Raw genomic sequence first — 12,982 nt, 5'->3', positions numbered from 1 at the left:
CACCATGGTCAAGTCGCTGCTGTACACCGGCCCGGCACTCGACGACCTGCACGAGCAGTACGCCAAGAAGGGCCGCATCGACGAACGGGCGGCGGTGCGCGCCCGCTGCGACGTCGCCATCGACGCGCCGGTCGAGACGGTCTGGGACGTGCTGGCCACCCCGGCCGCCTGGTCCCGTATCGACCCGGCGATCCACGACGTGCGGTTGGGCGGCGCGGTCGCGCCGGACACGTCGTTCTCGTGGGTCAACGGCAAGGCGAAGATCCAGTCCCGATTCGCGGTGGTCCGCCGGGATGAGGAGCTCACGTGGACGGGCGTGAGCTTCGGAGCCCGAGCCGTCCACCGGCACCTGCTGCTGAGCCGGGCCGACGGCGGCACGGACCTGGAGGTGAGCGAGTCCATGGCCGGGCCGCTGCTCGGCCTGTTCTTCGGCGAGGCCAAGCTGCAGGCGGCACTGACGTCCTGGACGGCCGGCATCAAGCGAGCCGCGGAGGCCGTCCGGCGCGACGTCGCCTCCTGAACGCCGACCGGCTTCTCGGTGACGCTGCAGCGGATTCCGAGTTCGCCGTCGCCGAGAGGTGTACGACGTACACCTTCAGGGTTTACGGTGTACACCGTGAGCGCTTCCAACACAGCGGAGAAGATCGCCGTCGCCGCGCAGTCCGTTCTCGTGAGCGAGGGCGCTCGGGCCGTGACCATGCGGCGGGTGGCCGACATGGTCGGCCTGTCCCCGATGGCCACCTACAAGCACTATCCGAGTCGCCAGGCGCTTCTCGACGCGGTGGCCGACCGGGCCTTCCGCGAACTGGCCGAAGGCTGGGGAACCCGGGTCACGGGCGGCTCGTGGGAGGACCGGGCACTCGGCCTCCTGCAGGACTTTCTCGACTTCGCCCTGGGGCGGCCGCATCTGTACGGGTTCCTCATGACTGAGCGCCGCCGGCGGGCTCGGCGCTTCCCCGACGACTTCGAAGGCGGCGGGTCGCCGTTCAGCATGCTCGTCGTGCTGGTCGAGGAGGGCATGCGCGAGGGGCTGCTGCGCGAGGACGATCCGCTGGAGGTGACGCTGGCGCTGACGTCGCCCATCCAAGGGCTCGTCCAGCTCTACCTCGGTGGCCGCATCGGCCTGGAGGAAGACGGTTTTCGCGGGTTGTGCGAGCGTACGGCGCGGAGGGTTCTCGATGGCGTCCGAAAGTGAGCGGCGGCCCCGCCGGCGGCGCAGGGCGTGGATCGCGGGCGGGGCGGTCCTGATCCTCCTGGTCGCGGCGGTGGGATACGGGGCCTGGTTCGGCAGTGACCAGGGGATCAAGGTCATCCATTACGGCACGAGCAACACCAGGGTGCTCACCGTGCAGGGCGACCTGGTGACGCTGGAGCAGACGCCCGAGTCGGGCAAGCCCGGCACGTACTGGCTGGAGTGGAGCGGCGCGTACTCGATGCTCGGCGACGTCGTGTCCCGCGTCCCGGGCCGGGTGACGCGCAAGGTGCTGCGAGGTCCGACCCCCTCTGTGGGCACTCCCGGCTGGTTCGGCGACGTTCCGCCCGGCGATCCCGAGGTCGCCTGGGGGATCGGCTACACCGAGATCATGGTCCCCACGGAGCTCGGGCCCGCGCCCGCCTGGTACGTGCCCGGCAAGGGCGCCACCTGGGTCGTCGCCGTCCACGGGCAGAACGGGCGGCGCAAGGCGGAGCTGAAGATCCTGCCCGTCGTGCACGGGCTCGAGCTGCCCTTCCTGGACATCAGCTATCGCAACGACGAAGGGGCGCCGCCCTCGCCCGACGGGCTGCTGCACCTGGGCGACTCGGAGTGGCGCGACCTGGAGGCCGCCTTACGCCAGGCACAGACGATGGGGGCGCGGCGGTTCATCCTGTACGGCACCTCGATGGGCGGCCAGATCATCGGGCAGTTCCTGGGCAGGTCATCGCTCGCGAACCTGGTCGACCGGGTCATCATGGACGCGCCCATGATCGACGTGCGGATGACCGGCGAACAGGGCGCCAAGAACTTCCATCTGCCCGCCTTCGTGGCGCGGTTGTCGGACCAGGTCACCGAGTGGCGCACCGGGGTCGACCCGGACCGGCTCAGCCTGATCCGCTACCCGCCGAAGATCAGGCCACCCCTCCTGCTGATCCACACCGTGCCCGACACCGAACACCCGATCCAGGAGGCGCACGACCTCGTCGCCACCGGCAGGCGCCTGGGCTGGAAGATCCAGTTCGAGCCGTTCGCGCAGGGCGGGCACACCGAGGCATGGAACGTGGATCGCGCCCGCTACGACCGGCTCGTCCGCGACTTCCTGTCCCCGTAGCGCCCCTTAGACGCGGGACTGAGCCAAGAACGACAGCACGGCCTCGGCGAACGCGTCCGGCCGCTGCTCGGGCAGGCAGACGCCGGCGCGGTCGATCACCTTCAGCTCGCACCCCAGCGCCCGCGCCAGGGCCGGCTGGTCGGGCAGCGAGTACGCGTCGTCCGCCCCGCACAGCAGCAGGGTCGGGGTACGTACGAGCGGCAGCCGCGACGCCATCTCGTACGCGCCCACGGCGGCGTGACCGTCCTGGAGGCGCTCCACCACCTGCAGGGCGTCGATCACGAACCGCGTGAGGTCGTCCTCCTGACCCGCGTCGTAGAAGCCGCGCCGCTGCCGCCACAGCTCGGTGACGTGCGCGCCGTCGGCCGCCGGCCGCACGTGATCGACCTGGGGCAGGTCGCGCAGCCGGGCCCGGCGTCCGGGCGTGACGTGCGGCATCGCCGAGAGCACCAGCGCCGACAGCCGCGACGGGTCGCGGGCCGCCACCTCCAGCGCGATCACGGCGCCCGTGTGGTGCCCGACGAGGGCGACCCGGGAGAGGCCGAGCGCGTCGAGCACCGCCTCGACGCCGTCGGCGAAGCGCTCGATGCTGAACTCGCCGGTACGGGCCGACTGCCCGAAGCCGAGCGTGTCCATGGCCATGGCGTGCACGCGGCCGCCCGCGATCGGCAGCACGCGGATGTACTCGCTCCACGACCGCGGGGTCTGGTGCAGGAAGAGCACCGGTGTGCCGCTCCCGCATTCGGCGAGGTGCATCTGGCCCAACCGGGTGTCCACGTATCGACGCCGCACGCTTGTCATCGGTCACCACCGTTCCGCTGATGCCGGTCTCCGCAGCGGATGCTAGCCGAGGCCCGCCCTCAGGGCTCCATCCCCTTGCGGAGCAGCGCCCACGCCCGTCCGGCGACCACGCGCCGGCGCGGCGCCGGGGTCCTCGCGAGGACTCCGGCGAGCATGCCGACGACCAGCACGAGGTCCTCGGCCGTGACGCCGTCGCGGACGGCGCCCGCGCGCCGGGCGGCGGGGAGCATGCCTGCCAGGAGGTTCGCCACGCGGTCGCGCACCTCGAGGATGCGGGGGTCGGGGTCGGCCGGGGGCGTGGTGACCATGTCGATGAACGCGGTCGAGGCGATGGTCTGCTCGGTCATCAGGGTCAGCACGTCGTCGAGCGTGGCGCCGGGCTCGGCGGCCAGCGCCTCCAGCTGGGTGACACCGTCCTCGAACACGGCCATCGCGAGGCTGATGCGGTCGGGGAAGTGCCGGTAGAGGCTGCCCTGACCGACCCCCGCCGCGCGGGCGACCATGCTGAGCGGCGCGTTGTATCCAGAGCTGGCGAACACCTCGCGCGCCGCAGCGATCAGCGCCGCCCGGTTCTCCGCGGCGGCGCTCGGCCCTCTGTTCGATCGACGGGTGTCCGGCACAGCGGCTATGGTAGCAACCGGACAAAGTTGTCCGGTTGGTTGCGCCGCACAAGGGCGGGGCTCGGCACCCGCCGATCGAAAGGACGGACTCGTTGAGCACCTTCGACAACAAGGTGGCCCTGGTCACCGGAGCGGGGTCCGGGATCGGCCGGGCCATGGCCGTGGCGTTCGCCAAGGCGGGCGCCCGGGTCGTGGTCTGTGACGTCAATCCCGAAAGCGCCGAGCAGACCGCCGCCGACCTCGGTGACCGGGCCGTCGCGGTGGGCGCCGACATCGCCGACGAGACCTCGGTCGCCGCACTGGTCCAGGCCGCGATCAGCGCGTACGGGCGCATCGACGTGCTCTGCAACAACGCCGGGATCATGGACACCATGGCCCTGCCCGCCGACATCCCCCTCGAGCTGTGGGAACGGGTGCTGCGGGTCAACCTGACCGGCACGTTCCTGGTCACGCACGCGGTGCTGCCGCACATGCTGCGCCAGGGCGGCGGCGCGATCGTGAACACCGCGTCGGAGGCCGGCATCCGCGGCGGCGCCGCCGGTGCCGCCTACACCGCGTCCAAGCACGGCGTGGTCGGCCTCACCCGCAGCGTGGCCTGGGCGTACGCCAACGACGGCATCCGCTGCAACGCCATCCTGCCCGGTCCCACCATGACCAACATCGCCACGAACGCGTCCTTCGACCCGGTCGGCGCCACCCGGCTCGGCCCCGTGCTCTCGCTCGGCGAGCGCATCGCCCAGCCCGAGCAGATGGCCGACGCCGCCGTCTTCCTCGCCTCCGACGCCGCCTCGTTCATCAACGGCGCGCTCGTCCCGGTGGACGGCGGCTGGTCGGCGGCCTGACCGCCGATCACCGCGGCGACGACGTGCCCGCCGTCATCGTGTCGGAGGCCGCCCGCACAGGCGGGAATCGGCTCGTCACGTGAACGGCCGAGGCATGGCGGCGGACCAGGTCGTGGAGCCTGTATCGGCCGGGGGCGGCCTCCCGCACGAGATGGGCGTCCGCCAGCTGGTCCAGCAGCCGCCTGGCCTGTCGCGCGGTCGTGTTCAGCAGCGCGGCGGCCGCGTCGACGCCGAAGTCCGTGCCGGTGCGCGAGCCCAGCACCCGGTACGCGTGCCGCTGTTCAGCGGAGAGCCTTTCGTAGGACAGGTCCAGGGCGGCGGTCACGCTGTGCCGTCCGGCCTCCAGTTCGGCCAGCGGGTCGTCCGTCAGCCGGTCCAGCAGGTGCCGCACGCTCCAGATGGGATGCGCCCGAAGCCGGGCGGCGGCGATGCGGACGGCGAGGGGCAGCGACCCACAGCGCCGCACGACCTCGGTCAGGACGTTCACCGGAGTGCCCGTGACCCGCTCCCGCCCGGCCATGCGGGTGAACAGGGCGACCGCGTCCACCGGCAGCAGCGTCTCCAGTGACAGGCTTCGGACGCCGTCCAGGCAGGTGAGGCGGCGGCGGCTGGTGACGATCAACCGGCAGTTCGAGCCGGCGGGCAGCAGGGGAAGGATCTGCTGCTCGTCGGCCGCGTCGTCCAGCACGATCAGCGTCTTGCGGTCGGCCAGCACGCTGCGGTACAGCGCGGCACGGTCATCGATGTGCCGGGGGATGTGCTCGCCGGGCACGCCGAGCGTGCGGAGCAGCCGGGCAAGGGCTTCGCCCGGCTCGACCGGCGCCATCGAGCGCGCGTGGCCGTGCAGGTTCACGAAGAGCTGCCCGTCGGGATATCGGGGCGCAAGCCGGTGGGCGGCGCGCACGGCCAGCGCCGTCTTGCCCGTTCCGGCCATACCGTCGATGGAGACGGCAGTCACAGTCTCCAGGATCGCCAGCTCGCGCCTCCGGCCCACCAGCGTCGCGGCATCGGCGGGCAACTGCCGGGGAACGGTCCGCGCCACCGACGATGGGCCGGTCTCCTCCGGATCACCACGGTGGGCAGGCACCGGCAGGCCGCGGGTGACGGCGACCAGCGTCGCCTGCTCTTCGCCGTCCAGCTCCAGCGCCTCTGCCAGCAGCAGGATCGACCTGGTGCGAGGCTGCCAGGGCTTGCCGCTCTCCAGCCGGCGGACCGTCCGGACGTTGAGCCCGGCTCTTTCGGCGAGTTGCTCCTGGGTCAGCAAGGCCCGCTTCCGCCACCCGCGCAGCAGCGCCCCCGCAGGCGGCTCCACAGGCGGCTCCGCATCGGGCTCCCGCACGACTTCCGCCGGCGGGAAAACGGCCGGCAACCCTGCCCAGGGCCGGCAGCCCGCCATTGCCGGGGCCGGTCCCCTCGTTGTGTTGATGATCGACACCCCCGTCCTCATCGTCGCCCTGCGGCGAAGACAGGTGCCCATCGAATCCGGGTTCGCGCCGTTCAAGCCACTGGTCGGACGGCATTGGACGAAATCGGACGGTACAGGCGGGCTTTGCGGCGCGGAAGACGTTTGATGGGCGTGGTCGCGGTTGGCCAGAATGAGCGCCATGGACGAGCGGGAGGAGGGCGGCCATCCGGACGATGCGTGCCCCTACCAAGGCCTTGCGCCGTTCGACACGGCGAAGGCCGGGCTCTTCTTCGGGCGCGCACGGGCGACGCTGAGCCTCCTCGAACGCCTGGGACGGCGTTGGGCGGAGCACGGATCCATCCTGCTGGTCTCGGGCGCCTCCGGTGTGGGCAAGTCGTCGCTGTTACGGGCGGGGCTGATACCGGCGCTGGCCGAAGGAAGGCTGCCGGTCGCCGGATCACGGCGTTGGCCGCGCCTGATCGTCACACCCACCGCGAAGCCGTTTCACGCGCTTGCCGAAGCGTGGACGCAGGCGTTCGGCGGGCGCGCCGGAACTGTCGAGGAGCAGTTGCGGGACGATCCACGGCGGGTCCTGTCCGGAGCTCTCTCACCCGACGACCGTCTGGTGCTGGTGGTCGACCAGTTCGAGGAGCTGTTCACCCTGGTGGCCGACGAGCAGGAGCGCCAGGCGTTCGTCAGGGCCCTGGACACCATGGCCGAGGGCCCGCGCGGCGCCGGAGTGATCATCAGCGTGCGCGCCGACTACTGGGAGCGCTGCGCCGCGTACCCGCAGTTCGCCGAGGCCATCCAGGACGGCCAGGTCATCGTCGAGCCGATGACGGAGTCGGACCTGCGACTGGCCATCACGGGCCCCGCGGCCGCGGGCGGCCTGGAGATCGAGCCCGGTCTGGTGGAGACCATCCTGGGCGAGCTGGGCGCCGACCGGACGGCCGGCGATCGCTACGAGGCCGGGGCCCTGCCCCTGCTCTCGCAGGCTCTGCGCAACACCTGGGAGAGACGCGAGGACGGCACCCTGACCGTCCGGGGTTACGAGGAATCCGGCCGGGTCCTCGATTCCGTGCGCCGTACCGCCGACGAGGTCCTCGGGCGGCTGCCGCCGGAGGAGCGCAAGACCGCGCTCAGGCTCTTCCGGCGGATGACGTTGATCACCGCGGGAGGGCGGGTGGCGCGGCGCAGGGCGACGCTGGCCGAGATCCACGCCGCCGCGGCCGCACACTCCCCGGAGCGGCGGGACCAGGTCGAGGCGCTGCTGTCCGCGTTCGCCGGCCGGCGCCTGCTCACCCTGCACGAGGACGCCGCCGAGATCTCCCACGACGCGCTGCTGACCGCCTGGCCGACCCTGCGGCAGTGGCTCGAACCCGACCTCGCCGCGCAAGCGGTGTACGACCAGCTCGTCGAGGACGCCGCGCAGTGGGCCGACAACCACCGCGACCCCGCCTTCCTCTACCGGGGCGCCCGGCTGCTCGCCGTGGACGACACCCGGCACCGCTGGGAGCGCGACCCCGACAGCTTTCCGCCGCCCGGCCCCACCGTGGAGCGCTTCCTCGCGGCCTCCACGCGGGAGGTGCGGCGAGCGGGCCGCCGCCGTCGTCTCGTCATGGCCGGCCTCGCGATGCTGTCGGTGCTCGCCCTCATCGCGGCCGGGGCCGCCGTCAACGCCGCGAACGACGCCGACTGGCAGCGCAGGCGGGCGAGCTCCCGCCAGCTCGCGGCGCAGAGCGAGGTCACCGGCGACGTCCCCCTCGCCTCGATGCTCGCCGTGGCGGCCTGGCGGATCGCCGAGACCGACGAGGCCCGCAACCGCGTGCTGTCCGCGGCGACCCGCACCGCCCGGGGGAAACTCAGCGCGGACGCAAGACCTCTGACGGCACTGGTGTTCACCCCCGACGGTTCCACCATCGTGACGGGAAGCGACGACGGCATCGTGCGGTTCTGGGACGCGGCGACGCGGCGGCAGCTCGGCGCCCCGATCACCCATCGGAAGTACGAGTGCCAGGACGTCAAGCTGGCCCTCAGCCCCGACGGCCGTACGCTGGCCGCGGTGTGTCTCAACCTCGTCCGGTTCTACGACGTGGCCACCCGTCGCGAGCTGGGCCCCCCGCTGGACCATACGGACGTCGTGTCGGCGATCGCGTACAACCCGGACGGGAAGACCTTCGTGACCGGCGACTTCAGAGGCGTCGTCCAGCAGTGGGACGTGTCCACGCACCGTCCGCACGGCGCTCCCATGGGCCGCCGCGACGACAGGCCCGGCCTTGCCGGCATCATCCACGGAGTGGCCTTCAGCCGGGACGGGAAGATCCTGGCCACGGCGAGCGAGGACAGGACCGCACGCCTCTGGGACACCGCCACGTCCCGCCAGATCGGCGCCCCCTTCATCGGACACCGCTGGGGCGTCGGCAAGGTCGCTCTCAGCCCGGACGGCGCCATGCTCGCGACCGTGGGCGCGGACCGGACGGGGCGCCTGTGGAGCACGGCCACGCACAAGCAGACAGGGCTGCTCAAGGACACCGACGGCTACTACTCGATCGCCTTCAGCCCGGACGGCACCCGGATCGTCACCGGCGGAAGCGGCGGCCGTACCGTCCTGTGGGACACGGCCGGCCGGCAGCAGTTGCTCGTGCTCAGGGACAACTACAGCAGCGTCAACAGTGTGGCGTTCAGCCCGGACGGGCAGCTGATCGCCGCCGCCGGCGCCGACGGCGTGGCACGGCTGGCCGACGCCCGGACCCACCTGCAGCTCGGGACCACGATGCCCGCACTGGGCGCCGTCGCGCTGAGCCCTGACGGGCGGATTCTGGCCACCGGCATGCCCGACGACAAGGACCCCGCGATCCAGCTCTGGGACGTGGCCACCCAGCGTCGCCTCGGCCCCCCGCTGCACCCCAAGAGCCCTCGCGTTGCGGTGTACCAGCTCGACTTCGCCCCCGACGGGCGGACGCTCCTGTCGGCAGGCGCGGACGGCCTGCGGCTCTGGGACGTCGCGAGCCGTCGCGAGATCGTCCATGAAAGGGGGTTCTCGTTCGTCAGGATCAGCGCCGACGGCCGGTTGATCGCCGCCCAGAAGGACAAGTCCATCGTGTTCTGGGACTTCGCGCGCCGCGCTGAGACCGGGCCGCGCATCACCGTCCCCGACCACACCGACCTCATCACGGCGATGGCGATCAGCCCCGACGGGGCGACTGTGGCGACCGCGGGCTTCGACAACCGGGTCCGGCTCTTCGACGTGGCCACCCGCCGCGAGATCCAGGGCCCGTCGTACGCGCCCCAGGCCGGGTTGGTCAACACCATGGCGTTCAGCCCCGACAGCCGGAGGCTGGCCTTCACGGCCTCCGACTCCAGCGTCCGGCTGTGGGACGTGCCGCGCCGCCGTGCGGTCGGCATCGGCCTGATCACCGAGGACGGCTCGACGAACACGCTCGCCTTCAGCCCGGACGGCGAGATCCTCGCCACCGGCATGTCCAACAGGGACGTGCAGCTGTGGGACCTGCGGACCTACCGGCGGCTCGGCACCCCGATGACCGGCCACACCAAGGGCGTGACCGCGCTCTCCTACAGCCGGGACGGGACGACCCTCGCCACGGTGTCGAACGACAGGACAGCGCGGCTGTGGAACGTCCGCACGCCCCCCGATCTGGTGGCCGCCGCGTGCGCCAACGCGGGCCGCTCCCTCACCCGGGAGGAATGGGAGAATTTGGTACCGCAGGAGAAATATCGCGAGACGTGTCCGTGACTCTGGCCCCCACCACGGAGAGAGCGAGCATGTTCCTTCGAGGTTTCCGGCGACGGACAGGCAGGCCCGTCCCGGAACTGGCCGCGCTGTTCCGTTCGATCATCGACGGCGGCCGGCAGTTCCACCCGCTCGCCTCCGACTTCCTGGAACACTTCATGGACGGCGCGGGCGCCTCCAGGACGATGTCCCTGCGCTGGCTGCGCTCGTTCAAAGTGATCAAGAGGGCCGAGCGCAGGAACCAGCGCCGATTCGAACGACAGCTCGCCCGGGAGGCGGGACAGCTGCGTGACGGCGCCTCCACGTGGCTGCACGACCACTGGGACGCGCGGATCAACGCGTTCATCGGTACGGAGCTGTTCTACGTCAGCAGGGTGAGCCTGCTGCGCTCGCAGGGCTCGTTCGTCCTGACCCGGGACGGGCAGGAGGTGCGGATCTCCGGAACGGTGCGCCACCGCTGGTTCGACCCCTATGACTGGGATCGCGGCCGGTGGGTCTACATCCCCCGGCACGGGTTCGTCCCGATCGCGGTCGGCCGGGAGCTGGTCGAGGCCGACGAGGCACGTAACTTCCTGATGGAGTCACGCCATGTCCAGACATTGGAGGGCCGGTTCCTAGACGGCCGGTGGCCGCACCGCGGCAGGGCGAGCTTCGAGTGGTCGCTGGTGAGGACGGGGCGCCCGTGATCGCGGACCGTCCCTCCCAGCCCGATCCCGCCCAGGCCGGCAGCGTGACGGACTTCGTCCAATCACTGGTCCAGCTCAGACAGTGGGCGGGGCAGCCGTCTCTGAGCAGGATGCGCTCTCTCGGCGGCCAGACGGTGACCCCGGACGGGGCCATGGTCGACGCGCTGCCGAAGAGCACGACCTCGCATGTCCTGCGGCAGACCGACCGGCTGCCCCGGTGGGATTTCGTGCGAGCCTTCGTCACCGCCTGCTTACGCTCCTGCGACTTTCCGGCCGAGCTGATTCCCGGAGAGCTCGAACGCTGGCGGGCCGCCAGGACGGCCCTGGCCGGATCGGCCACTCCCCCACCGTCCGGCGCCGAGGAGCGAATGCCGGAGCCGGTGCCGGATCACGCGCTCGAGCTGCTGACGCGGCGGGTGCTCCGGGAGGAGGACAGGGCGCGGAAGGGGCTGCTGGGCGGCTACAACCTTGCGCCCGTCTCCTTCGCGCTGCACGCCGGCTCGATCCGTCGCGACGACGCACCCGGCGAGGTGGCGGACGACCTGCACTCGATCGGCCGTCTCTTCACCGGCCTGCGCCCGCAGCGCCTGCTGGTCGTGGGCGCGTCGGGATCGGGCAAGACGGTGCTCGCCATCGAGCTGGTGCTGCAACTCCTGGAGCCCTTCGTGACCGCCGACGGACGGCCCGGCCATCCGCGGATGGTGCCGGTGCGCCTGAACGCGGCCCGATGGACCTTGGGGCGGCCGTTCGAACCATGGCTGGCCGAGCAGCTGGCGCAGGACTTCGGGCTCGCGCTCCAGGACGCGCTGCGGCTGGTACGTGATCGCCGGGTGCTGCCGGTGGTGGACGGACTGGACGAACTGGACCCCGAGCCGTCGATGGGCCCGCCGCGCCGGGCGATCGGACTGCTGACCGAGCTCAACCGGTACAGCGACCTGTCCGGGCGGCGGCCGGGGGCCGTCGTCGTGACCTGCCGAGCCGATCGCCACGCCGAGCTGCGCGCGGCCGGGGCCGAGCTGGACGGCGCCGCCCGGATCCACCTGCACAGCCTGACCACCGAACAGATCAGCACGTACCTGTGCGCCCGCTGGCCGGACGGCCATCCATGCGAGAAGCACCGCGACGACATCCGTGCGGCACTGTCCGGACCGCTGGGGAAGGCGGTGCACACCGCTCTCGCCACACCCTGGCGGCTGCTGCTGACCGCCACCGCTGTGGAGGCCGGCGCCGACCCCGTCGAGCTGCTCCGCGTGGATTCGCGCACCGGCCCGCGTGAGGGAGCGGTGTCGATCGGCCGGAGGTTGCTGGAGGCGTACGTGCCGGCGGCGACCGGCCTCACGCCCCGCACCGCCCACGGCACTCCGTACCAGCCTCGTCAGGTGCGGTCGTGGCTGGTGCACCTCGCGGCCCACCTGCGGTGGCAGGCCACCCGCACCGCCGAGGAGGATCGGCCGCCGCCCGGCCTGACGGCGATCGACATCGTCCCCCACCTGCTCTGGCCGATCGGCGGGCGGCGCCGGGTCCGGGCGCTGCACTGCCTGTGCAGTGCGATCTTCGCGGTCATCGCCATGCTGGCGTTCTGGACGGGCTCGGCGGTCGACAGCCCTGGCGGCCTGCGTGCCGGACCCGACCCGGAGCAGCTGCTCACCCTGGCCCTCATGGCGGGCTGGGTGGCCGTCGCGACCGGCCTGTCGCTGTCGCCCTGGCCGGCCGCCGCCGGTGGGCGGAGCAATGTCCCTCGGCGGCGGCGCCTCACCGGCGGTCTGCTCGGCGCCTTGGCGGGCCTCCCCGTCGGAGTGCTCGGTGGCCTGGCCGGGCTGCTGCTGACCGGAGGGCGCGTCTTCGGTCCCGTCTTCGCCGTCGCCGCGGGGGGAACCGGCGGGCTGGCGCTCGGAGCGGTCATCGGGCTGACCGCCGCCGGTCGGCGGGGGGCCGAGCGCACGACCGTGTCCGGGGTGGTCCGCGCCGAACTCGTCACCCTGGTGGGCTTCGGACTGTGCGGCGCGCTCACCGGACTGGCGCCGCTGCGGCTGTCCCACGCCGGCCCGGTGCCGCTGGCCGTTGGCGTGACCGGCGCCTTCGTGCTGGCCTTCGCGCTCGGGGTGCTGTTCAAGATCACCACCGGGGGCTGGAGCAGGGACGCGGAGCTCGCCCATCCGCGCGAGGCCCTTCACCGCAACCTGACGATCGGGCTGGCCTTCGGCCTCACCGGGGGTGTGGCCGCGTTCCTGGTGTTCGTCATGAACCAGGACGTCGTCGAGTCACTGGCGTGCGCGCTCATCGGCGGCGTGACCTTCGGCCTGTCGTTCGGCGCGCTCGCCTGGACCCGCACCATGATCGGGCTGGTCGTCGCGGTCATGCGCGGCCTGCTTCCGCTGCGGCTGTGGGACTTTCTCGACTGGGCCTGCGAGGCCCGGCTGCTGCGCGTCACCGGCGCCACGTACCAGTTCCGGCACCGCGAACTCCAGGACTTCCTGACTCCGCCCGAGAGCGCCGGGAACGGCACCGGCCGGCCCGCACCGGCGCCTCTGAGCTGAGGGAGTGCGGGCCGGTACGCGCTGCGCGCCTGCT

10 protein-coding genes are annotated in these 12,982 nt (G+C 72.2%); 7 read left to right on the top strand and 3 right to left on the bottom strand.

Features of this window, described 5'->3' with window-relative positions:
• The first annotated feature begins 4 nt into the window (after nucleotides 1-4).
• From AB0H84_RS20420 to AB0H84_RS20410, 3 genes are all read left to right on the top strand, one after another.
• On the top strand, nucleotides 5-520 hold the full coding sequence (locus AB0H84_RS20420; protein WP_357606032.1) for an SRPBCC family protein: 516 nt from the start codon (nucleotides 5-7) through the stop codon (nucleotides 518-520).
• A 96-nt stretch (nucleotides 521-616) separates the two neighbouring features.
• On the top strand, nucleotides 617-1,195 hold the full coding sequence (locus AB0H84_RS20415) for a TetR/AcrR family transcriptional regulator (protein WP_357606029.1): 579 nt from the start codon (nucleotides 617-619) through the stop codon (nucleotides 1,193-1,195).
• Nucleotides 1,179-2,306 (top strand): prolyl oligopeptidase family serine peptidase, encoded by a 1,128-nt coding sequence (locus AB0H84_RS20410; RefSeq protein ID WP_357606026.1) that lies wholly within the window; start codon nucleotides 1,179-1,181, stop codon nucleotides 2,304-2,306. Before AB0H84_RS20415 ends, AB0H84_RS20410 begins: the two co-directional genes overlap by 17 nt.
• Before the next feature lie 6 nt (nucleotides 2,307-2,312).
• Here the strand turns inward: AB0H84_RS20410 and AB0H84_RS20405 are convergent, their stop codons facing one another.
• Nucleotides 2,313-3,107 (bottom strand): alpha/beta hydrolase, encoded by a 795-nt coding sequence (locus AB0H84_RS20405; protein ID WP_357606023.1) that lies wholly within the window; start codon nucleotides 3,105-3,107, stop codon nucleotides 2,313-2,315.
• 59 nt (nucleotides 3,108-3,166) lie between these two features.
• The gene (locus AB0H84_RS20400) at nucleotides 3,167-3,727 is read right to left on the bottom strand and encodes a helix-turn-helix domain-containing protein (RefSeq protein ID WP_357606020.1); all 561 of its coding nucleotides are present in this window, start codon (nucleotides 3,725-3,727) and stop codon (nucleotides 3,167-3,169) included.
• Nucleotides 3,728-3,819: 92 nt separating this feature from the next.
• Between AB0H84_RS20400 and AB0H84_RS20395 the strand changes: the two genes are divergently transcribed.
• A complete protein-coding gene (locus AB0H84_RS20395; RefSeq protein WP_357606017.1) occupies nucleotides 3,820-4,569 on the top strand; it encodes a glucose 1-dehydrogenase in 750 nt (249 codons plus the stop codon).
• Between the two features lie 7 nt (nucleotides 4,570-4,576).
• On the opposite strand, the gene AB0H84_RS20390 is transcribed toward AB0H84_RS20395, so the two are convergent.
• Nucleotides 4,577-5,881, bottom strand: a complete 1,305-nt coding sequence (locus AB0H84_RS20390; RefSeq protein ID WP_357606014.1) for an NB-ARC domain-containing protein — start codon at nucleotides 5,879-5,881, stop codon at nucleotides 4,577-4,579.
• A 292-nt stretch (nucleotides 5,882-6,173) separates the two neighbouring features.
• On the opposite strand from AB0H84_RS20390, the gene AB0H84_RS20385 reads away from it, so the two are divergent.
• From AB0H84_RS20385 to AB0H84_RS20375, 3 genes are read left to right on the top strand one after another with little or no spacing between them, the layout of a single operon-like run.
• Nucleotides 6,174-9,728, top strand: coding sequence for an AAA family ATPase (locus AB0H84_RS20385; RefSeq protein WP_357606011.1), 3,555 nt, complete (start codon nucleotides 6,174-6,176; stop codon nucleotides 9,726-9,728).
• Between the two features lie 29 nt (nucleotides 9,729-9,757).
• Nucleotides 9,758-10,411 carry a hypothetical protein gene (locus AB0H84_RS20380; protein ID WP_357606008.1) on the top strand — a complete coding sequence of 218 codons (654 nt, stop codon included), beginning with the start codon at nucleotides 9,758-9,760 and terminating at the stop codon, nucleotides 10,409-10,411.
• Complete coding sequence (locus tag AB0H84_RS20375; RefSeq protein WP_357606005.1) at nucleotides 10,408-12,948, top strand: NACHT domain-containing protein; 2,541 nt, start codon at nucleotides 10,408-10,410, stop codon at nucleotides 12,946-12,948. Before AB0H84_RS20380 ends, AB0H84_RS20375 begins: the two co-directional genes overlap by 4 nt.
• Nucleotides 12,949-12,982: the final 34 nt, after the last annotated feature.

Source organism: Nonomuraea sp. NPDC050786 (genome assembly GCF_040654115.1).
GTDB lineage: Bacteria > Actinomycetota > Actinomycetes > Streptosporangiales > Streptosporangiaceae > Nonomuraea.
This window is presented reverse-complemented; position numbering and strand designations above follow the sequence as displayed.